The organism is Streptomyces sp. NTD107, from assembly GCF_059510435.1.
This window is the reverse complement of sequence record NZ_JCAJZV010000001.1, coordinates 392599-412999: the sequence shown is the minus strand read 5'-3', so window position 1 is coordinate 412999 and position 20401 is coordinate 392599. Positions and strand designations below refer to the sequence as shown.

At 75.1% G+C, this 20401-nt stretch carries 14 protein-coding genes; 3 read left to right on the top strand and 11 right to left on the bottom strand.

The features are described 5' to 3' along the window. Window positions 1-75 precede the first annotated feature (75 nt). The 6 genes from cobT to AC5WRL_RS01720 all read right to left on the bottom strand — a co-directional run bounded on the left by cobT (window position 76) and on the right by AC5WRL_RS01720 (window position 9031). On the bottom strand, window positions 76-1959 hold the full coding sequence (gene cobT, locus AC5WRL_RS01745) for a nicotinate-nucleotide--dimethylbenzimidazole phosphoribosyltransferase (RefSeq protein ID WP_496086420.1): 1884 nt from the start codon (window positions 1957-1959) through the stop codon (window positions 76-78). 2352 nt (window positions 1960-4311) lie between these two features. After that, window positions 4312-5547, bottom strand: coding sequence for a precorrin-6y C5,15-methyltransferase (decarboxylating) subunit CbiE (gene cbiE, locus AC5WRL_RS01740; RefSeq protein WP_496086419.1), 1236 nt, complete (start codon window positions 5545-5547; stop codon window positions 4312-4314). 56 nt (window positions 5548-5603) lie between these two features. Then, window positions 5604-6212, bottom strand: a complete 609-nt coding sequence (locus AC5WRL_RS01735; RefSeq protein ID WP_496086418.1) for a GNAT family N-acetyltransferase — start codon at window positions 6210-6212, stop codon at window positions 5604-5606. Window positions 6213-6333: 121 nt separating this feature from the next. Then, entirely contained in the window at window positions 6334-7197 is an 864-nt protein-coding gene (locus tag AC5WRL_RS01730) for a MetQ/NlpA family ABC transporter substrate-binding protein (protein WP_496086417.1), read from the bottom strand. A 98-nt stretch (window positions 7198-7295) separates the two neighbouring features. Continuing rightward, a complete protein-coding gene (locus tag AC5WRL_RS01725) occupies window positions 7296-7964 on the bottom strand; it encodes a methionine ABC transporter permease (RefSeq protein WP_496086416.1) in 669 nt (222 codons plus the stop codon). Continuing rightward, a complete protein-coding gene (locus AC5WRL_RS01720) occupies window positions 7964-9031 on the bottom strand; it encodes a methionine ABC transporter ATP-binding protein (protein ID WP_496086415.1) in 1068 nt (355 codons plus the stop codon). Before AC5WRL_RS01720 ends, AC5WRL_RS01725 begins: the two co-directional genes overlap by 1 nt. A 563-nt stretch (window positions 9032-9594) precedes the next feature. Here AC5WRL_RS01720 and AC5WRL_RS01715 point away from each other — a divergent pair. Together AC5WRL_RS01715 and AC5WRL_RS01710 are read left to right on the top strand one after the other, a co-directional pair. Beyond that, a complete protein-coding gene (locus tag AC5WRL_RS01715; RefSeq protein WP_496086414.1) occupies window positions 9595-9972 on the top strand; it encodes a hypothetical protein in 378 nt (125 codons plus the stop codon). Further along, entirely contained in the window at window positions 9965-10438 is a 474-nt protein-coding gene (locus tag AC5WRL_RS01710) for a hypothetical protein (RefSeq protein ID WP_496086413.1), read from the top strand. Before AC5WRL_RS01715 ends, AC5WRL_RS01710 begins: the two co-directional genes overlap by 8 nt. A 32-nt stretch (window positions 10439-10470) precedes the next feature. Here the strand turns inward: AC5WRL_RS01710 and AC5WRL_RS01705 are convergent, their stop codons facing one another. Further along, entirely contained in the window at window positions 10471-10986 is a 516-nt protein-coding gene (locus tag AC5WRL_RS01705; RefSeq protein ID WP_496086412.1) for a GNAT family N-acetyltransferase, read from the bottom strand. Between the two features lie 221 nt (window positions 10987-11207). Beyond that, complete coding sequence (locus AC5WRL_RS01700; protein ID WP_496086411.1) at window positions 11208-12401, bottom strand: glycerophosphodiester phosphodiesterase family protein; 1194 nt, start codon at window positions 12399-12401, stop codon at window positions 11208-11210. Between the two features lie 206 nt (window positions 12402-12607). Here AC5WRL_RS01700 and AC5WRL_RS01695 point away from each other — a divergent pair, with 206 nt between their 5' ends. Then, window positions 12608-13288, top strand: a complete 681-nt coding sequence (locus AC5WRL_RS01695; protein ID WP_496086410.1) for a lysophospholipid acyltransferase family protein — start codon at window positions 12608-12610, stop codon at window positions 13286-13288. A 13-nt stretch (window positions 13289-13301) separates the two neighbouring features. Here AC5WRL_RS01695 and AC5WRL_RS01690 read toward each other — a convergent pair whose 3' ends face one another. From AC5WRL_RS01690 to AC5WRL_RS01680, 3 genes are all read right to left on the bottom strand, one after another. Beyond that, the gene (locus tag AC5WRL_RS01690; protein ID WP_496086409.1) at window positions 13302-14273 is read right to left on the bottom strand and encodes an aldo/keto reductase; all 972 of its coding nucleotides are present in this window, start codon (window positions 14271-14273) and stop codon (window positions 13302-13304) included. 268 nt (window positions 14274-14541) lie between these two features. Then, on the bottom strand, window positions 14542-16368 hold the full coding sequence (locus AC5WRL_RS01685) for a hypothetical protein (protein ID WP_496086408.1): 1827 nt from the start codon (window positions 16366-16368) through the stop codon (window positions 14542-14544). A gap of 69 nt (window positions 16369-16437) precedes the next feature. Then, the gene (locus AC5WRL_RS01680) at window positions 16438-20400 is read right to left on the bottom strand and encodes a DUF5682 family protein (protein ID WP_496086407.1); all 3963 of its coding nucleotides are present in this window, start codon (window positions 20398-20400) and stop codon (window positions 16438-16440) included. Between the last annotated feature and the right edge of the window lies 1 nt (window position 20401).

The following is a 20401-nucleotide window of genomic DNA, read 5'->3' as shown; positions in this document are numbered from 1 at the left end:
ACGGTGGAGCGGCTGTGGCGAGGCGGGCGGCAGCGGGGGCCGGACACCCCGGCTGCCACCCTCACAGTACGGTCCTCAGTTCTTGCCGCTGACGCCCGCCGCGTCGAACGTGGCGACCTCGCGCATCGCGCGGGCCGCGCTCTGCACCACCGGCAGGGCCAGCAGTGCCCCGGTGCCCTCGCCCAGCCGCAGATCGAGATCGACCAGCGGGCGCAGACCGAGCGCGGTGAGCGCCGCCATGTGGCCCGGCTCGGCGCTGCGATGCCCCGCGACACAGACGGACACCGCCTCGGGGGCGATGGCGCGGGCCGCGAGGGCGGCGGCACCGGCGCTGACCCCGTCCAGGATCACCGGGACGCGCAGCGAGGCGCCACCGAGGATGAAGCCGGTGAGCGCGGCGTGTTCGAGACCACCGACCGCGGCGAGCACGCCGATGGGATCGGCGGCGTCGGGCTGGTGCAGATGCAGGGCGCGCCGTACGACATCGACCTTGCGGGCGTGGGTCTCGTCGTCGACGCCGGTGCCCCGGCCGGTGACCTCGGCCGGCTCGGTGGCGGTGAACACGGCGATCAGCGCGGCGGCCACGGTGGTGTTGGCGATGCCCATCTCACCGGTGAGCAGCGCGCGGTTGCCGGCCGCCACCAGATCGCGGGCGGTCTCGATGCCGACCTCGACGGCGCGCCGGGCCTCGTCGCGGCTCATGGCAGGACCGGCGGTGAAATCGGCGGTCCCGGCCCGTACCTTGCGGGGCATCAGCCCCGGCTGGCCGGGCAGGTCGCTCTTCACTCCGACGTCGATCACACAGACCTCGGCGCCGACCTGCTGGGCGAAGGCGTTGCACACCGCTCCCCCGCCGAGGAAGTTGGCCACCATCTGACCGGTGACCTCCTGCGGCCAGGGGGTGACGCCCTGGGCGTGCACGCCGTGGTCGCCGGCGAACACCGCGACGGCGGCGGGCTCGGGCAGTGGCGGCGGACAGCTGCGGGACAGGCCGCACAGCTGGGCGGAGATGACCTCCAGGGCGCCGAGGGCGCCGGCGGGTTTGGTCATGCGTTTCTGCCGCTCCCACGCCTCGGCCAGGGCCTGGGCGTCGAGCGGGCGGATGTCCTCCAGGGTCTCGCTGAGCAGATCGTGCGGCTCGGCGCCGGGCAGCGCGCGGCGGCCGTACGACTCCTCGTGCACGACCCAGGACAGCGGGCGCTGCTGGGCGGGGCCGGCCTGAGCCGGCTCGGGCTCGTCGGCGAACGCGTCGACGTAGCCGATGCAGAGGTAGGCCACGATCTCCAGGTGGCCGGGGAGCCCCAGGGTACGGACCAGCTCGCGGTCGTCGTAGAAGCTCACCCAGCCGACGCCGAGCCCCTCGGCGCGGGCGGCGAGCCACAGGTTCTCGACGGCGAGCGCGGAGGAGTACGGGGCGAGTTGGGGCTGCTGGTGCGGGTGCGGGGTGTGCCGGCCGCCCCGGGTGGGGTCGGCGGTGACCACGATGTTGACGGGGGTCCGGACGATCGCGTCGGTCTTGAGCTCTTTGAACTGCTTGGCGCGGCCCCTGGGAAGGGACTTGGCGTACGCCTCGTGCTGCCGGACGGCGAGTTCGTGCACCTGGGTGCGGGTGTCGGCGGACCGGATGATGACGAAGTCCCAGGGCTGGGCGTGCCCGGAGGTGGGCGCGGTGTGCGCGGACTCCAGGACGCGCAGCAGGACTTCGTGTGGGATGGGATCGGCGAGGAAGCCGTGCCGGACGTCGCGGGGCTCGCGCATGAGCCGGTGCAGCGCGGCGGGGTCCGCCGGGGGTCCGCCGGGGGCGGGGGTGGAGACAGCGGCGGCGGCCGGTGCTGTGGAGACGGCGGGTGCGGGGGCCGCCGCGCCGGTGGCCGGGGAGTCGCCGGCCGGCGCGGCGGCAGCGGCGCCGGCCGGCTCCGTGGCGCCGGGTGCCTGGGCACCACCGTCGGGTGCGGGCACCGGCGCGGCAACCACGGGGCCGTCGGCGGCAGGAGTCATGGGGGTGGCCGGATGGCCGGTAGTCGGCCCGGCAGCGGGCGATACGGGCGGGGCGTCTTCGGTGGTCCCGGAGGCGGAGGCGGCAGCGCCGGAAGGATCAGCCGCGGAGCCGGGAGCCGCCGGGGCAGCGGGGGCAGCGGCCATCACAGCGGCGGAACCTCCGGAATGGGCCGTGGCCTGCCCGGGCCCACCGGCCACCGGACCGGCCCCCGGCTCACCGTCGGCCCGCGCAGGAGCCGTGACCTGCCCCTGGACGCCGGGCGGCGACACGGCTTCCGGCCCAGGGGAACCCGCCCCGGCGGCGGCGGACAAGGATCCGCCCGAGGACTCGGGCGGAGACCCGGTGCCGGGCTCGCCGGGAACGGTCGTGTCGGCGCTGTCGACGCTGTCGGTGGCGGACGTCGGCCCCACGGCCACGCCGTCGGTTTCAACATCGCCGGACGCGGCGACACCGGCCGCCGGCACGGGCCCCGGCTCGCCGGAAACGATCGCGTCGACGGCGTCAGCCCCGGCCGCCGGCACGGCCCCGCCGGCGTCGTCCGGCGTCGGTGCGACTCCGGGCGCGCCCGGGACCACCGCGTCACCGGTCACCCCGCCGGTGTCGGCGTCGGCGACCGTACCGGGTACAGGGCCGTCAGCCGGCGGTGCGGCCGGAGCCTCGGCAACGGCCGCTGTTTCCATGCTCGTTGGGCCGGAAGCGGGAGCCTCCGCCCGGACCGCCTGGATCGTGGGGGTCTGTGTGGTGCCTGCCACGGGAACCCCGACAGCCGTACCGGCCGCCATCACGGCGGGGGCCGGGGCCGCGGGCACCGGTCCACCGGGGGTGACCGTGCCGCCATCGGTCGGCACGGCACCGGCCGCCGCGATGGCCGCGCCGGAGACCTCGGGCGTGTCCGTACTCGGCGGGCCCGCCGGAACTCCGGCGACCGCGTCGGGCGTGTCAGCGTTCGCGGCAGCGCTCGCCCCGGCCGACACCCCGGCACCAGCGGGAGCCACGGCCCCGCCGGCGGCTGCTCCGGCCACGACCGGGGCGCCGGAAATCCCCGGCTCGGCAGTACGTGGTGTGCCGGTGGCCTCGGGCGCCTCCTGTGCCGACGGGCCGGGCACCGGTTCGCCTGAGGCCGGAAGCCCCGCCGCGTCGGAAGACTGAGGTGCGAGGGGGATCGGCGCGGCTGCCACCCCGGTCGGCGTTGCGGTGGCCCCGGCCGCCTGGGGGCTGCCGGTCGCGGCAGCCCCGGGCGCGGGTGCACCCTCGACGGCAGCAGCCTCGACGCCGGGAACGTGGCTCTGCGCCGCGACGGCAACACCGGACGTCCCCGGTGCGGCCGGGGCCGCCGGTCCCGGTACCGGCGTCCCGGGAGCGGAACTGTCCGCTATGACCGTGGTGCCGGAAACCCCCGGTGAGGTCCCGATGGCCTGCGGTGTCGCCCGGGGGCTGTCGGCAGAAGACGCCACAAGCCCCGATGCCGCCGTGCCGGAAGCGGCCGGTGTGGCCGGGATCGGCCGGCCGCCGGCCGCCGGTGCTGCCGCTTGCGCGACGTCGGGGCCCGCAGCTCCGGGCCCCGATGCCGCCGCGCCGGGAGCGGGGTTCTCCGCCGCAACCGCCGGGCCCGAAGCGGCCGGTGTCGTCGGGTTCGGCCGGCCGCCGGCCTCGGGCACCGCCGCTTGTGAACCGCTGACGGCGGGAGCCACCGGTCCCGATGCCACCGCGCCGCCGGCCGCAGCCGGTGTTGCCTGCGCGGCGTCGGCGGCCGGAGCCCCGGCACCGGGCGGACCCTGGAGCGCAGCGGTGGGGGGCGTGGGCGTGGCGCCGGAGGGCGAGGGGGCGGTTTGGGCCGGGGCCGGCTCCGCCGGTGCCGCGCCCGCCGCCGTGGCGTCACCGTCCGTTGCCGTGGCGGTGGCCTCGGGCCAGGTCGGGCGCGGGGCGGGGAGAATGGGGGCCAGTTGGGCCGGTCTCGGGGCGGCCGGGGTGATCGGCTGCGGGGTGGGAGCCGCGTCGCCCCAGGCGACGTGTGCCCCCGGCATCAGCAGGTCTTCCTCTTCACCCTCGACGACATCGTCCGCCTGGTCCGGGAAGGGAAAGACCGCTTCCGGCTCTCCCCCCTCGGGGATCCGGCCGGTGTCCGTCATGCGTACCCCTCGCCCATCGGTAGTGCTCTGCCGAGTTGCGCCGGGCTCATCCGGACATTGGCGGATGAATCATCAAGTCCGGCCGACGGCACAACGATCCACCAGCCTACCGCTGCCGGTGCCCGCCCCCGGTCATGGGTCGCACGAGTGGACCGGGATGGTCCCGGTTTGTCTTCGCGCTGGTCACAGACGGCTTCCGGCCAACAGGAACACCACGGAGCGGCCCTGTTCCGTCCACTCCTGGGTCTCCAGTTCCACCGATTGCAGGAGCGTGCAGCGCACGGTGTAGCCCGCGCCGCTGAGCGCCCGCCCCGCCGCTTCCGCCTCGTCGCGGGTCATGGCGTGGGTGACGATCCGCTGCGGTCTGCGGTCGGCGCAGGCGACGAGCGTACGGTGACCGCCGCCGCCGACCCGTACGACGTCCGGCTCGGGCAGGGACTCCAGCGCCTGTGGGGCGACGCCGTGGACCACGTGCAGTTGCGCGCCGAATCGCCGGGCAGTGGCTGCGGCCAGTGCGCACGCGTCGGCGTCCCGGTCGACCGCGATGACGGCGGCGCCGTGCCGGGCGGCTTCCAGGGCGACCAGGCCACTGCCGGTGCCGATGTCCCAGAGCAGGTCGCCCGGGCGCGGGCCGAGCACCGCCAGTTCCAGGGCGCGCAGTTGGGGGGTGCGGCCGGGGGCGGGCAGGGCGGTCTGCTGGTAGGCGGCGGGGTCGAGTCCCCAGCCGCGTGGTTCGACGGCGGCGGCCGGGTCCTGGCCGCCCAGCCAGCTCTCGCCGGTGCCGGAGCCGGCGCCGGTCGTACCGCCCGAGCCGCCCGTTCCGCCGACCACGATGACCAGGTTGGGGTCGGTCCAGTGGTGGTGGGCGACCTTGTCGGAGGTGAGTACGGACACCCGTTCCCGGTCGGTGCCCAGCGATTCGCAGATGACGAAGGTGCGGTGCACGTCGCCGAGCAGCAGGGCGATCTCGGCGGGCCCGGCTCCCGGTGAGGTGAGGACGGCGACCTTCGGGTGGGCGCGGCAGACGTTGACCGCGCGGCGCAGGGTGCGCTGCTGGGCGGTGACGACCCGGGCGTCGTCCCAGGGCATGCCGGCCCGGGCGAAGCCCGCGGCCACCGCGGAGACGGCGGGCATCACCTCGACCTCCAGGCCGTGTTCGAGGTTGCGCAGGGTACGCACGACGCCGAAGAAGCCGGGGTCACCGTCGGCGAGGACCACTGCCGTACCCCGGTGGGCGGCGATCCGGCCGGCGGCCAGGGCGAGGCTGCCGAGCTGGACGCGTTCGGCCTGGGGCGGGATGTCGGGCAGCACCAGGTGCCGGGGGGCGCCCGCGACCAGGGTGGCGGCGCTGAGGGCGGACCGCGCGCCCGGGGTAAGCGGGCTGCCGTCCCATCCGATCACGGTGACGCGGTCAGCCATGTACGGGGGCTCCTGGACTCGTTCGAACTCGTCGCGGGTGGGACGTCCCGCTGAGCCTACCGTGCGTGATCAGGGGCCCAGCGGTCTTCCAGGTCCTCGGGGAGCAGGCTCCACACGATGGTGTCGGTGCGGATGTCGGTCCAGCCGCCGTCCTCGGTGCGCGAGCGTACTATCCGGGCGTTGCGCAGGACGCCTTCGCTGACGCAGCCGGCCTTCTGGGCGACTTGCTGGGAGGCGGTGTTGCCGGCCGCGGTGCGCAGTTCGAGGCGTTCGAAGCGCTGGTCGCGGAAGAGCCACTGGGCGACGGCGAGTACGGTCTCGGCGGCGTATCCCTCGCCGCGGGCCCAGGGGCCGATGACGTAGCCGATCTCGGTGCTGCGGTTGCGCCAGTTGGTGTTCATCAGGTGGGCGCTGCCGACCAGCCGCTGGGTGAGGTGTTCGGTGACGGCGAAGACGATGCCGCGCCCGGAGCGGCGTTCGGCGGGGGCCCGTCTGACGATCCACTCGTGGGCGTCGCGGGTGGTGTACGGGGTGGGGGCGGTGGTCCAGGAGGCGGTCAGCTCGTCGTTCATCATGTCGGCGAGCGGGGGGATGTCGGCTTCCTCGAAGGGGCGCAGCACGAGGCGTTCGGTGCTGATGGAGATGTCGGGGAAGAGGGATGTCATGCGCCGCTCCATACCTGGGGTCCGAGGGGACAGCATGCAGTATCCAGCGCTTTTGCGCAGCGCCGGGCCCCGGCTGGGTCGCCGGGGCCCGGTGCTGGGGTGGCTGGTCGCCGGGTAGCAGTCAGGCGCCGGGGGTGCCGAAGGCCGGGATGACGGAGCCGGGGTAGGTCTCCTCGATGAACTGCTTGACCTCGTCGGAGTTCAGCAGCCGGGCGAGGGTCTGGACGGCGGGGTCGTTCTCGTGGCCGGCCTTGACGGCGAGGAAGTTGGCGTACGGGTTGCCCTCGGCCTCTTCCAGGGCGATGGAGTCCTCGGACGGGGAGAGGCCGACCTCAAGGGCGTAGTTGCCGTTGACGATGGCGGCGTCGAAGTCGTCCAGGGCGCGCGGGAGGCTGGCGGCCTCCAGCTCGGTGAACTTGATGCCGTGGTCGTCGGTGATGTCGCCGAGGACGGCGCCCGCGCCGACGCCGTCCTTGAGCTCGATGACGCCGTTCTGGGCGAGCAGCTGGAGGGCGCGGCCACCGTTGCTGGCATCGTCGGGGATGGCGATGGTGGAGCCCTCGGTGAGGTCGGCGACGCTGTCCAGGGACTTGGAGTAGAGGCCGAGCGGTTCCAGGTGCACGTTGACGACCGGGACGATGTCGGTGCCGTGGTTGGCGTTGAAGTCGTCGAGGTACGGCTGGTGCTGGAAGTAGTTGGCGTCCACTTCGCCGTCCTGGACGGCGGTGTTGGGCAGCACGTAGTCGCTGAATTCCTTGACGGTCAGGTCGAGCCCGGCGTCGGCGGCCAGGTTGTCCCGGACGAAGTCGAGGATCTGGGCGTGCGGGTTGGGGTTGGCGGCGACGGTGATCTTCTGGGTGTCGCCGGCGGAGGATCCCGCGTCGTCGTTGGACTTGGGGTCGGAGTCGGTGCCGCAGGCGGCGAGGCCCAGGGTGAGGGCGGCTGCGGATGCCACGAGGGCGGCGGTACGGAGGTGAGTACGCACGAAAAGTGCCTTTCGGTGACGCGGGTGCGGTGTTTCTTCTGGGTCCCGGGGATGCCGGGGGTCTGTGGGGTGGGGCGCGGGCCGGGCCAGTCAGCCGGTCATCCGGTGCGTCCGCGGCGGGTGAGGAGCCGTACGAGCCCGTCGCCCAGCAACTGCACGATGGTCACGATCACGACGATGACCGCGAGGATGATGTACATGAAGTCGGTTTCGAACCGCTGGTGGCCGTAGGTGAGGGCGAGGGTGCCGAGCCCCCCGCCGCCGACGGCGCCGGCCATCGCGGAGTAGCCGATGAGGGCGATGACGGTGGTGGTGAGTCCGGCGACCAGGGAGGCCAGGGACTGCGGCAGCAGCACCTTGAGGACGACGGTCCAGGTGCCGCCGCCCATCGCCTGGGCCGCTTCGATCAGGCCGTGGTCCACTTCGCGCACCGAGGTCTCCACCAGCCGGGCGAAGAAGGGGATGGCGCCGATGGCGAGCGGCACGATGGCGGCGGTGGGGCCGAAGGCGGTGCCCACCACCCAGCGGGTGAAGGGGATCAGGGCGACCATCATGATGATGAACGGCAGCGAGCGGCCGACGTTGACGACGGCGCCGAGGATCTTGTTGACGACGGTGTTGGCGAGCAGTCCGCCCCGGTCGGTGAGCACCAGCAGGACGCCGATGGGCAGTCCGCCGAGGGCGGCAATCAGGGTGGACCAGCCGACCATGTAGAGGGTGTCGATGGTGCCCTGCTCCAGCAGGGGCCGCATCTGATCCCAGCCCATCAGGCACCTTCCTTGCTGAGCACGGTGCCGGCCGGTGCGGCGGGGGTGGCCGTGGCGGCCGGGCCGGTCGTGCCGGGTATCTCGACGGTCAGGTTCTGGGCGCGCAGGAAGGCGAGCGCGCGGTCGTTGTCCTCGGGGCTGCCGGGCAGCTCGATGCGCATCCGGCCGACCTGGGCGTCGCCGACGGTGTCCATGGCGGCGCCGAGGATCGACACGTCGATGCCGTGTTCGCGGGCGAGCTGCGAGATGACGGGCCGCCCGGCGCTGCCGCCGTGGAAGGTGATGTCGAGCAGGGTGCGGCCGGGGCCGGCGGCGCCGGTGAGCGGGAACAGTTCGTGGGCGAGGGTGGAGCCGGGGGTGGCCAGCAGGTCGGAGACCACGCCGGACTCCACGACGCGGCCGTCCCGCATCAGGGCGGCGGAGTCGCACACCGTCTTGACGACGTCCATCTCGTGGGTGATGAGCAGGACGGTCAGGCCGAGCTGCTGGTTGAGGTCGCGCAGCAGCTGGAGTACGGAGCGGGTGGTCTCGGGGTCGAGGGCGGAGGTCGCCTCGTCGGAGAGCAGCACCTTGGGGTCGCCGGCCAGGGCGCGGGCGATGCCGACGCGCTGCTTCTGGCCGCCGGAGAGCTGGGTGGGAAAGGCGCGGGCCTTGTCGGCGAGGCCGACGAGGTCGAGCAGTTCCAGGGCTTTGCGGGCGCGTGCGCGGCGGGTGAGGCCGAGGATTTCCAGCGGCAGCTCGATGTTGCCCTGCACGGTGCGGGCGGAGAGCAGGTTGAAGTGCTGGAAGATCATGCCGATCCGGGTGCGGGCCTCGCGCAGCGGCCGGCCGGCGCGGGTGCCGCGGCCGGCCAGTGCGGTGAGGTCGACGCCGTCGACGGTGACCGTGCCGGAGGTGGGGCGTTCCAGCAGGTTGACGCAGCGGATCAGGGTGGATTTCCCGGCGCCGCTCTGTCCGATGACGCCGAAGACCTCACCTGGCCGGACGTGGAGGTTCACGCCGTCCAGCGCGGTGACCTCCCGGCCGCGTGAGTGGTAGACCTTGGTGAGGTCCGTGGTGGTGATCACTGGGTTCCCGTCACAGTCGAGTGTCCTGGCGCGCGGCTGGGCGTGCCGGGCACGGGGCAGGTCCGCGCGCAGGGTTCGCGGGACAACGAGAGATGAGCGCGGGGCAGTCAGCCGGGGGCGGGCCGGATCGGTGTCGGCCGGCGGCTGTCAGGGTTCGCTTCGGGGCGCGAGACGGCTCGTGCGGGGGCCCTCAGCGGTCACACATTCGGCCCCGACAACGAGCACCGGGCATGGTGGCTGCCTCGGTCGTCAGGGGGCGAATGCTCGTCGCGGTCATGCTGACCAGTAAAACAGAACGCTTGTGCCGGGTCCCTTATACGGACAGTTCTGTCCGCATGATGGACAGCCTGTCCGATTGACGGGCAGGGCGTCGCGGAGCCCCCGCAACGCCCGTGACCTGCGCGGATACCGGCCAGGCCGGGCTCGTACCCCGGGGAGGACAGGAGGGGCGAAAGGGGCCACTGTGGCCAACGCCACGGAGCACGGGACGGAGCCGGGGCGGGCCAGGAGCGGGTCAGGGGTGGGGTCCTGAGGGTCTCCGGCCGCGCAGTAGAGTCGGCGCCATGCTCACCCCCCTGACCGTCACGGTCGCCGTGGCCGCGCTGCTGCTGGCCGCCTGGTGCGCGTACGCCGCCCTGCGCGATCAGGCCGTCAAGGACTGGCACTACCTGGGCATGGGCGCGGTGCTGCTGCTCACCCTCGTACAGCTGGCGATAGGGGTCGTTCAGCTGTCCGGCGGCGAGCGGCCCTCGGGCGACAGCACCCTGGTCTTCGCCTCGTATCTGGTCGCCGTGCCGCTGTGTCTGCCGGTGGTCGCCATGGTCGCGCTGGGCGAACGCTCCCGGTGGGGCTCGGCGACGGTGGCGGCGGGCGCCGTGGTGCTGGCCGTGCTCCAGCTGCGGCTGAACGATGTGTGGGCGGGAGGTGTGCACGTTGGCTGAGCCGGACATCCCCACCGCCCCCGTACCGCCCACGTCGTCCGACGGCCCGCGCGAGCCAGGCGGTCAGGGGCGGCGCGGGCTGCGCAACGGCCCGGGCCGGCTGCTGGTCACGCTGTACGGGATCTTCACGGTGGGCGCGGCCTCGCGCTCCGTCTACCAGCTGTCCACCCGCTTCGACGAGGCGCCGCTGGCCTACGCGCTGTCCGCTGTCGCCGCGCTGGTCTACGCGTTCATCACGGTGGCGCTGGTGCGCGGCGGGGAGGGCGCGCGGCGGATCGCCCTGGTGTGCTGCGCAGCCGAGCTGGCCGGGGTGCTGGCGGTGGGCACCTGGACGCTGGTGGAGCCCTCCGCCTTCCCGGACGCGACCGTGTGGTCGGACTACGGGCGCGGCTATCTCTTCCTGCCGCTCGTGCTGCCGGTGACCGGGCTGCTGTGGCTGCGCCGGTCCCGGCAGCACGTGGGCTGACCGGGCGCGGTTCGCTCGCGGTTCCGCGCGGTTCAGGCGCTGGCCGCCAGGGTCTCCGGCAGCGGCCGGGTCACCCGGATCTTCTCCAGGGTGATCACGTTGAGCTGCCGGGAGATGTGCTCGGTGGCCACCGGGGCGTAGCCGAGCCGGCGGTACAGCCGCAGGTTGCCCTCGCCGCGCTGCCCGGAGTGCAGCCGGTAGCGGGCGGCGTCGGCGTCGGCGGCGAGGCGCTGTTCGATCCGGTCGAGCAGCCGGCCGCCGAGCCCGTGGCGCTGCATCCGGGGGTGCACGATCAGCCGGCCGATGGACGCGGTGCCGTCGGCGTCGACGGTGCCGCGTACCGAGCCGACGACCTCGGTGCCCAGCCGGGCCACCAGCACCAGGCCGGCCCGCATCTCGGCCCGCAGTTCGCCCGCCGTCTGGGTCAGCGCGTCGATCTGGTAGTTCCCGGCCAGCTCGGCTTCCGCCTGAAAGCACAGGTACTGAAGTTTGAGGATCTGTTCGGCGTCCTGCTCGGCCGCCTTGTCGATCGTGACGCTCATGCCCATGTGCTCACGTCTCCCCAACGAGGTGATGGGCCGGGGCACGTGAAGGAGGGTGTGCGCCACCGGCCGGTGAATGCCCTGACGGCGCCCTCCGGTTGACCGGACCTGGCGCCCCCAGCATTGTGCGGGGAACCGGCTCGCCTGGGGAGGGTGCGGGCGGCAACTGGCTTGTGAGATTTACGACTGCGCCCCGGCGCATGAGCCGGCGTGCCGGGGGAGAAAGATCAGCGCCGGTCATCGGCGGCGGCCAGCAGCACGGTGTCGGGGTGATCGGTGTGGATGCCGTCGATGCCCTGGTCGAGGTAGGCGCGGGCGGCGCCGAAGACATCGCCGTAGCCGGCCTCGTCGTCCCCGGTGCGGAACTCGGCGGGCAGAAAGGGGTTTTCGTTGCGCAGGGTGTAGCCGTGGACGGCGAGTCCCCGGTCGTGGGCGTCGCCGATCAGGGTGCTGGGGGCGGCGAGGGTGTCGTCGTCGTGGCGCGGGATGACCAGGTCGAGGGTGGGGCCGATGGCGTGGGCGTAGCCGGCGATCTCGCGCAGTCCGCCGGGGGTGATGAGGTCGGCGACGGTGCGGGGGTCGCCGGCCCGCTCCAGGTCGTACGGGCGGCGGCCGGCCTCGGCGAGCAGCAGGGTGCGGCGGGTGTCGGTCCGTTCGGCCATCCGGCGCAGGGTGTCCGCCTCGAAGCTCTGGAGCAGGGCGGGTGAATCGGCCCGGTGCAGGTCGTGGCGGTGCAGCAGCCTGGTGAGCGGCTCCTCGATGTCCAGGCCGAGGGAGCGGAAGTAGCTGGGGTGTTTGATCTCCAGATAGAGCAGGACGGGGTGGCCGCGTTCCCGGCCCCGGTCGGCGGCCCATTCCAGGACGCCTTCGAGGGTGGGGACGGGCCAGCGTCCGTTGTAGAGGGTGTTGTGGGGGCGGCGGCGCGGGAGGCGTTCGGTGGCGCCGAGGGTGGTGAGTTCGGCGGCGGTGAAGTCCTCGGTGAACCAGCCCGTCACCTCTTCGCCGTCCACCGTTCTGGTGGTTTCGCGGTCGGCGAATTCGGGCCGGTCGGCGACATCGGTGGTGCCGGAGATCTCGTTCTCGTGCCGGCAGACCAGTTGGTGGTCGCGGGTGGGCACCAGGTCCAGCTCGATGATGTCGGCGCCGAGGTCGAGGGCGAGCTGGTAGGAGCCGAGGGTGTGTTCGGGGCGATAGCCGCTGGCGCCCCGGTGGGCGATGACGGTGGGGACGGGCGGGTCGCCGGTGGCGCCGGCGCCGTTCGGGCCGGCGGCCGGTGGCCAGGACGCGCGGGCGGTGGCGGCGGCACCCAGCAGCACCGCGGCGCCCGCGCCGGCCACCGTGGCGCCCAGCATGGCGCGCCTGGCCAGCGGCGTACGGTCGTGGTTCGGGCCGCCGGCCGCGGGTTCCTGGTCTGCCGCCATGCTGCTGCCTCCGTGGTGAACGCGTCAGGGCGATCGTAGAGAGCAGGATGCGCCCGGACGGGGACCTTCGGGTGCAGACATGACAAAGGCACATCAAAATTGCGTGTCCGCTGCGTGAACCCCGTGCACGGGGAGCCCGCAGACGCGAGTATCGTCCTTGAGCTGTGCGCTCCCGCGTGCCGGCCACCATCCGACCGGAGGGAATCTTGTCCCGTTTTGTTCTGCTGAAGGCGTTGTTCGGCCCCCTGCTGAGGCTCTTCTTCCGCCCCCGGGTCGAAGGCTTGGAGAACATTCCGGGCGAGGGCCCGGTGGTGCTGGCGGGCAATCACCTGACCTTCATCGACTCGGTGATCCTGCCGCTGATCTCCAAGCGGCAGGTGCACTTCATCGGCAAGGACGAGTACGTCACCGGCCGGTCGCTCAAGGGCCGGATCATGGCGTGGTTCTTCACCGGGGTCGGCATGATCCCGGTGGCCAGGGACGGCGGGCACGGCGGCGTCGCGGCGCTGATGACCGGACTGCGGGTGCTGGAGGCGGGCAAGGTCTTCGGGATCTACCCGGAGGGCACCCGCTCCCCCGACGGCCGGCTCTACCGGGGGCGTACCGGCATCGCCCGGCTGACCCTGATGTCCGGCGCCCCGGTGGTGCCGTTCGCGATGATCGGCACCGACCAGGTGCAGCCGGGCGGCAAGGGCCTGCCGCGCATCGGGCGGGGGCGGCGTATCACCGTACGGTTCGGTGAGCCGCTGGACTTCTCCCGGTACGAGGGCATGGACCGCGACCGCTATGTGCTGCGGGCCGTCACCGACGAGGTGATGACCGAGGTGATGCGGCTGTCCGGGCAGGAATACGTGGACATGTACGCCACCAAGGCGCGGGCCGCCTGACGCGTTCCGGCGCTCAGCTCCAGGGCAGGGCGGAGCGTTGCGCCCAGTAGCGCGCGGCCGGCTCGGCCAGTTCGGTGAGCCGGGCCAGGGCACCCGGGTCGAGCCGCAGCCGGGCAGCGGCCAGATTACCCGTCAGCTGGGGGACGGTCGCCGCGCCGGAGAGCACGATCCCCACCCAGGGCCGGTGCAGCACGGCGGCGAGCGCCACGGCGTCCGGCCCGGTGCCGTACTCCTGGGCGATCTCGCGCAGCGGTGGCGGGGCCGCCGCGCCGGCCAGCCGGCCATTGGCCATGGCCTCCTTGACGATGACCGTCAGCCCGGCCGCGTGCGCCTCGGCCAGGGCCGTGCCCGCCGACGGCTCCAGCACGTTGAACGTCGACTGGACGGTGCGGAACAGCGGACCGCCCTCGTAGCGCGGCTCCAGTGCGGCGCGGATGGTCTCCGCCTGGCGCGGGCCGCTCGTGGACAGGCCGACGTCGAGACCGGCGGCACGGAGCGCGGCGAGCCGGGCCAGGACGGCCGGGTCGCTCAGCACGGGGCTGTCGGGGGTCACCGAGTGGATCTGGTACAGATCGAGCCGGTCGCCCAGGAGTTCGCGGCTCTCCGCGTACTGCCGGTCCAAGGTGGCGGCGCTGTGGTCCTTCACCTCGTGGCTGACGGCGTCGGCGCGCCAGTCGGCCGTATACGTGTAGCCCCACTTGCTGCCGACGACGACATCGCGGACACCGGGGCGCGCGTGCAGCCAGTCGGCGAGGAACTCCTCGGCCCGGCCGTAGGAGCGAGCCGCGTCGAGATAGCGCACGCCGGCGGCGTGGGCGGCGTCCAGCAGCTGATGGCTGCGCTCGCGCAGGGCGCTGACAGTGCGTTCGGCGGGCAGATCGCCAGCCCGTCCCAGGTTGATGTACCCGGGCCGGCCAACCGCGGCCAGCCCCAACCCGATCCGGGCGGCGGGGGTCGCGTCGGGGGAAAAACGGGAGAACGGCATACGTCTCACGCTACCCGTGGCGGCCCGGGGACGGCCCGGCGGCATCGGGTGGCAGGGCGGGGCACCAGCCCGGCGCGGCGCGGCGTACTCGGCCGCGACCGGCCCCCGAAGCGGGACGCCGGGCGAGCCGGGCCTGACAGGCATGCCGCGCAAGCCGGACCTGCCGGGCGGCTGTCCCACCGCGCGCGGGCCTCGCCGGCCCGGCGGGCTGCGGAGGCCGGACCTGCCCGGTGAGCCCGGTGGGCCGGACATGGGCGGTGGGGCGGGGTCATCGGACGGAATCCGGGGGTGTCCAGGCGGTGGTGCACAGCGTGCGGGTGGTACTGGTGTCGTAGTGGGCGGCGGCCAGCCATGCCCGGGTGAAGCGGTCGGGGTCGGCGGGGCGCAGGCGGCCGAAGTGGTCGCGGGGGCGCTCGGCGGCGGCCCGGTGCAGTTCCACCAGCAGTTCGGCGGCGGTGGACAGCCCGGCGTGGCGCAGGCGCTGACGGTCCGTCTGCGTACTGCCGGGCAGGGCGATGGCCGGGCGGCCGGCCGCGAGTGCGGCTTCCGTGCGGCGGCGCAGCAGGTGCAGCGGGGCCGCCGGCGGCTCCGGGAGGGTGGCGGGCCGGGCGGGGGCGAGGCCCGCGCCGGGGAGATCGGCGTGCTGCAACCGGTGGTAGCCGAGATCGATGGGCGTGCGCAGCCCTTGGTCCGGGGCCGCTGACGGGTCGGGGCCGGCCGCCAGCAGCCGCAGCCGGGGATGGCCGGCGGGGACCAGCCGGGCAATGACACGCATCCGCAGCCCGGGGGCGGCGGCGAGCAGCCGCAGGTTGTCCCGGTGCGGCAGGTCGTGGTGTGCGTCCGCCGGGGTGATCCGTACCGTCAGTCCCGCGCATTCGGCGGCCAGTACGTCCACCGCACCCGGCTCCCGGACCGGTCCCAGCACGGTGAGGTCGGCGAAGATCAGACCGCCGGCGGAGGTGGGCTCCGGGGAGTCGAGGGCCCGGGCGATCTGCTCCGCGAGCGGGGTACGCCACAGCGCGGCGGCCGGCTCCTGGTGCCAGGGCACGCCCGCGGCCCGAACGGCGCGTACCCCGCGGCCCGCGCCGAGCCGTCCGTCGGGGGAAACGGTGGCGCCGGAGACGATCAGCCCGCCCCTGGCCAGTTCGTGGTGGGTGCAGGAGGCGTCGCCGAGCCGCACCGTGTGCCGCGCCGCGCCCGCCGCCCGGCCGGCGCCGCCGGGGGCCACATCGGTGACGGCGAACAGTCGCCCGTCCGTACCGAGCGCCCAGGTGACCACTCCGGCATGACCGGTGCGGGCCCGGACCGGCTCGCAGCACAGGCCGTACAGCCGCAGCGAGCCGCCGGGGGTGTAGGGGCGGCGGGCGGTGCCGCGCAGGGCCGGGAAGGCGGGGAAGGCGGGTGCGTCGCCGGGGGCGGCCGGCCGGCGCAGGGCGTGGCAGACCATCAGCAGTTCCTGGACGGTGGCGGTCAGGTCGGCGAGCCGGTGCCCCGGATCGGCGGCGCGGGCGGCGCGCAGCCCGTTGACGGTGGCGATGGCCAGCGCCGCCGGCCGGTACAGGCCGGTGAGGCGAGCGGTGTGGGCGGCGTGCAGGAGCTCGGCCTGGACCAGCGCCCCGGCTCCCTCGATGCCGGCCTCCAGCACGGCGGCCCCGGCCCGCCACAGGGCGGTGGCGGCGGCCAGTTGCTCCGGGTCGGGGGCGTCCGGCGCGGCGGGGGTGCTCGGCGGGGCCGCCGAGGCCACCGGCGGAGCCGGCACGGCGGGTGCGGGCTCGGCGGGCTCGGCGGGCTCGGCCACCGGGGCGGCGGTGGCGATGGCGGCCCGGTGGACGCAGTCGGGGGCGAGCAGACAGCCGCAGCGGATGGCGTCCGCCGCGTCGACGGTGCCGGTGGGGGCGTGGAGTTCGAGGGTGGTGTCGTCGTCGACGGCGACACGTACCGTATCCGGGTCCGCGGCCCGGCTCCTGGGGCGGGCCGCGAGCTTCGCGGCTGCCGCGTCCAGCCGCTTGCGCAGCCGTGGGCTGAGGGCCTGCGCCAGCTGCGCGGTGACCTCGGTTGCGACGGGGGGCAGCGCGACGGTGTCAGGGTCGGTCATCACATGCCTTTGCGGAGGGCGGGGACGGAGGGGTGCCGGCGGTACGGGCCGCCGGTTCGTGGGGAGCCCTCACCGGATCTTCTCCCCCACCCAGCGGGCGAGTTCCAGTGGGCTGACCGCGGCGACGGGCATCCCGGCGGCGACGAGCTGCCCGGCCGTACCGGTGCTGTAGCGGGGGCGTCCGGCGTCGTCGAGACTGGCGCAGCCCAGCAGTTGGCAGCCGGAGTCGACCAGCGCGCGGACCTCGGCGAGCAGCCCGCCCAGCGGATAGCCCTCCTCGAAGTCGCTGACGACGACCACCAGGGTGCGGGACGGCACGGTGACCAGGGTCCTGGCGTGCCGCAGCCCGGCCGCGATGTGGGTGCCGCCGCCGACCCGGACCTCCAGGAGCAGGCCGAGCGGGTCGTGCACCTGGTCGGTGAAGTCGACGACCTCGGTGGAGAACGCCAGGAAGTGGGTGCTCAGCGTGGGCACTCCGGCCAGGATGGCGGCGGTCAGGGCGGACCAGATGGTGGACGCCTCCATGGATCCGGAGACATCGGTGACCAGGATCAGCCGCCAGTCGGCGGTGCGCCGGGCGCGGCTGCGGAAGACGGGGCGTTCGGGGAGGAGCTGGACGCGGCCGTCGGGGCCGTGGTGTGCGGTGCCGAGGTTGGCGCGTACGGTCCTGGCGAGGTCGAGCCCGCCGCCGGGGCGGCGGCTGGGCCGGGGCAGGGCGGTGCCGGTGAGGGCGGGCCGCAGCCGGGTGGCGAGTTGCCGGGTCAGCTCGTCGACGAGCCGCCGTACCAGGGGCCGCAGCGCGGTCAGCCGAGCCTCGGGGAGGCCGCCCGCGTGGCGCAGTACGGTGCGCAGCAGGTCGACCGAGGGGCGGGCCCGGTCCGGGTCGAGGGCGAAGACGGCATCGGTGCGGCCCGCGGCGACGGCGGCGGCCAGCACCTCCTCGCGGATGCCGGGGCCGAACAGGGCGGCGAGTTCGCCGGCCCACTCACGGACCCCGGGGTAGGCGGGCTCACGCCCGCCACCGGCACCGGTGCCACCGATGAGATCGCCGCCCGCGCCTTCTCCACGACCGGCCCCGTACAGCTCGTCCAGCGCGGTGGCCATGGAGCGCGCCCGCGCGGGCAGCCGTTCCGTACCCCGCCCGAGCACCAGCCGCCACCGGTCGCGCGGCGGGATCGCGCGTGGCCCGCTGCCGGGCGTGGGGCCGTCGCACGGAGCCGTCACGGCACCGCCCGCGTCCCGGTTCCCGGGGCCGCCCGTCGCCGGGGCCACCGTCGGCGCGGACGCACCGGACGGCCTCCCGGCACCCGACGTGGTCTCCGCCGGGGTGAGCGCCACGGCAGGGATTCCGAGGTGGGCCGTGGCCAGGTCCGCGTCCGCCGTGGAGGCGGATGAACCGGCCGTGGCCCCCCGGCCGGCCGCCCTCGTCGGACCGGCGGCGGGAGTCGCGCCGGCCGGGTCGGTGTCCGCCACCGGACCGGATGCTTCGGCCGGTGTCCCGGCACCGTTCGTGATCCCCGCCGCCACGGCGGGGGTGCCGGGGATGCCGCCCGGGTCCGCGTTCGCCGTCGAGCCGGCCGCACCGCGCGCGGTCGCCGGGCCGGTCGGGAGTGCCGGGCCGCCGGGGCGGGGCGTGGCCGCGATCGGCGCGGCTGCTCCCATGGGTACGGGCCCGGCGGGCGCTTCCCCGATGTCGTCGGTCGGCGCCGGCAGCAGGCCCAGGGCGGCCAGGGAGTCGTGGGCCGTCAGGTCGGCCGTGGTCCAGTGGGCCAGGGTGGTGGGGTCGGTGTCGGGCAAAGCGGCGATCGGGGTGCCCAGTTCGTCCTCCACAGCGGCCAGCAGGCGGTCCCGCGCGGCCGGGCTGAGGGTGTCGAAGCCGCCGCGCAGGGCGGGGAGGCGTGCCAGGAAGGGCTGGTCGGGCAGTTCGGCCACCCGGTCGAGCAGGGGTGCCAGCGCCTGGGCCGCGGTCTCCAGCAGTGGCCCGGCCGCGGTCAGGAGCCCCGTCAGCCGGGCGGTGAGGGCCGTACGGGCGGCCGGGGTGGTGGCGTTGTCGATCCAGGACGCCACCCGCTCACCCAACTCCTGCGGCGGCTGCTGCCCCAGCAGCACCCGTACCGCGTGCGCGGCACCGGACATCAGGGGTGAGCCGTCCCTGGCCAGCCGGGCCAGCGCGTCGGTGAGCCGCAGTCCCCCGGCCGGGTCGGCGCGGTGGGCCAGCTCCAGCAGGGCGCGGGCATCGGCGGGGTCCTCGGAGCCGGTCAGCCCGTCCAGCTGCCGCACGGCCGCGCCGGTCAGCAGCGTGACGGTGGTCCCGACGGTGTCGGCGGGCTCGCGCAGCCGGTCCAGCAGGGTGAGCGCCGCGAGCAGTTCGGGCAGGGTGCCGGAGGCGGGCACGACAGCCGCGGTCTCGGCGAGGCGTTCGGCGGTCAGGGCCGCGAGCGCGCAGCCGGCGGCCTCGCGCAGTCCGGCGATCACCTGGGCCGCGGTGGGGCCGCCGGCGTCCCGTTCGGTACGGTGCCGGTCCCGCAGCGTGCCCTCGGCCGCCTGGGCCGGGGTGACCCCGCGTACCGCTGCCGCCGCGAGCATGGCGGCGGTGGCCGGGGTCCAGGCCACCTGCCAGCGGGTGGTGACGGCCTCGGCGCCACCCGTCGCGCCGACCTCGTGCTCCGTGGCGTACGGAATGCCGCACACCGTCAGCCGGCGCAGCAGCAGTTCACGGCGCCGGTCGCGCTCCGAACGGTGCGGGTCCAGGCGCAGTTCGCGTCCGGCCGGGGCGGTGCCGCTCTCCGGTCCCGGCAGCCCCAGCTCGGCGAGTTCCACCTCCACGGCGGGGGCCAGTCCGCCGCGCGGGGCGGCGGGGGCGGGCCGCCCCGTACGGTCGCCGACCAGCACCCGCTCCAGCGCGCGGGACACGGCCCGGCCGCGGCCCAGGGGTTCGCCCTGGGCCAGGGTGGTCTGGACGGCTTCGACGAGTTCGCCGCGGCCGGGTGCGGGCAGCCCGCGCAGCCGGGCGAGGTCGGTGGCCAGCCGGATGATCTCCCGGGCGTCGGCCGGGCCGCTGGGATGGTCCTGGGCGCGCAGTCGGGCGCAGATCCGGACGGTGGTGCGGGTGAGGGCCTCGGCCAGTTGCTCCGGGTCGCCGGCCGCCGCCAGTACCTGGTGCTGCCATTCGGGGTCGCGGATGCCGGCGGGGTAGCCGGACCGTTCGTCCAGCAGGGCGTAGGTGTACGGGATGAGGGAGACCGTCCAGGGCGGGGTCGCGATCGAGGGTGCCGGCTCGGGCAGGTCGGTGGCGGTGGCGGTGGCCGTGAGGGCGGGCGCGTGGAAGGCGCCGATCACCGCCGCCGCGCGGCGGCCGGCGGACGCCGCCTCGGCCAGCCGGGCCCGCATCCATGCCTCCCGGCGCAGATCGAGCGGGTCGATCCCGGGGCCGTCCTCGGCGTCCCGGCGCAGCGCCCAGCCGGCCAGCAGGGCGGCGCGGCGCACCGCCTCGGGGGTGGAGCCGGGGGCGCCGACCTCGACCAGCCGGTCCCACAGGTCCTCGCCGTCGCGCCCGGTGAGCCGGGCCCGCATGGCGTGTTCGAGTCCGGGGCGCCGGGGGCCGCCGCGCCGCGGGTGCCGCCAGGCGGGGTCGCTCAGCGGCAGGTCGGCGGCGACGGCGGGGACGCCCCGGCGGGCGGCCCAGCGCAGGGCGACCAGCTCCGGGGAGAAGTCGGCGAACGGGTAGAACGCCGGGGCCGCCACGTCGCTGCCGTCGGCCGGCCGGGCGGGGACGGCGGCCAGCGCCACCGGGGCGTGGGTCTCCTCGTCGGCGAGCCAGGGCAGCCAGTCCTGGAGGTCCGCCGGGAGTTCGACGTACAACACCTCGGGTGCGGCTGCGTCCAGCAGGGCGGGCAGCACCGCCGCCAGCGACGGGGCGTGGTGCCGTACGCCGATCAGCAGCGGTCCGGCCGGGTCGGTGAGCCCGTCGAGGACGGTCCGGGCGCGGTCGGCGTCGGCCGCGTCGGCCGTGGCATCCGTGCTGCGGAGCATG

What these genes read in the sequence shown, in the direction of transcription:
- cbiE (WP_496086419.1), bottom strand. Translation starts at nt 5,547, where the DNA reads ATGGCTGACCGCGTCACCGTGATCGGATGGGACGGCAGCCCGCTTACC.
- AC5WRL_RS01735 (WP_496086418.1), bottom strand. Translation starts at nt 6,212, where the DNA reads ATGACATCCCTCTTCCCCGACATCTCCATCAGCACCGAACGCCTCGTG.
- AC5WRL_RS01725 (WP_496086416.1), bottom strand. Translation starts at nt 7,964, where the DNA reads ATGGGCTGGGATCAGATGCGGCCCCTGCTGGAGCAGGGCACCATCGAC.
- AC5WRL_RS01715 (WP_496086414.1), top strand. Translation starts at nt 9,595, where the DNA reads ATGCTCACCCCCCTGACCGTCACGGTCGCCGTGGCCGCGCTGCTGCTG.
- AC5WRL_RS01705 (WP_496086412.1), bottom strand. Translation starts at nt 10,986, where the DNA reads ATGGGCATGAGCGTCACGATCGACAAGGCGGCCGAGCAGGACGCCGAA.
- AC5WRL_RS01700 (WP_496086411.1), bottom strand. Translation starts at nt 12,401, where the DNA reads ATGGCGGCAGACCAGGAACCCGCGGCCGGCGGCCCGAACCACGACCGT.
- AC5WRL_RS01690 (WP_496086409.1), bottom strand. Translation starts at nt 14,273, where the DNA reads ATGCCGTTCTCCCGTTTTTCCCCCGACGCGACCCCCGCCGCCCGGATC.
- AC5WRL_RS01685 (WP_496086408.1), bottom strand. Translation starts at nt 16,368, where the DNA reads ATGACCGACCCTGACACCGTCGCGCTGCCCCCCGTCGCAACCGAGGTC.
- AC5WRL_RS01680 (WP_496086407.1), bottom strand. Translation starts at nt 20,400, where the DNA reads ATGCTCCGCAGCACGGATGCCACGGCCGACGCGGCCGACGCCGACCGC.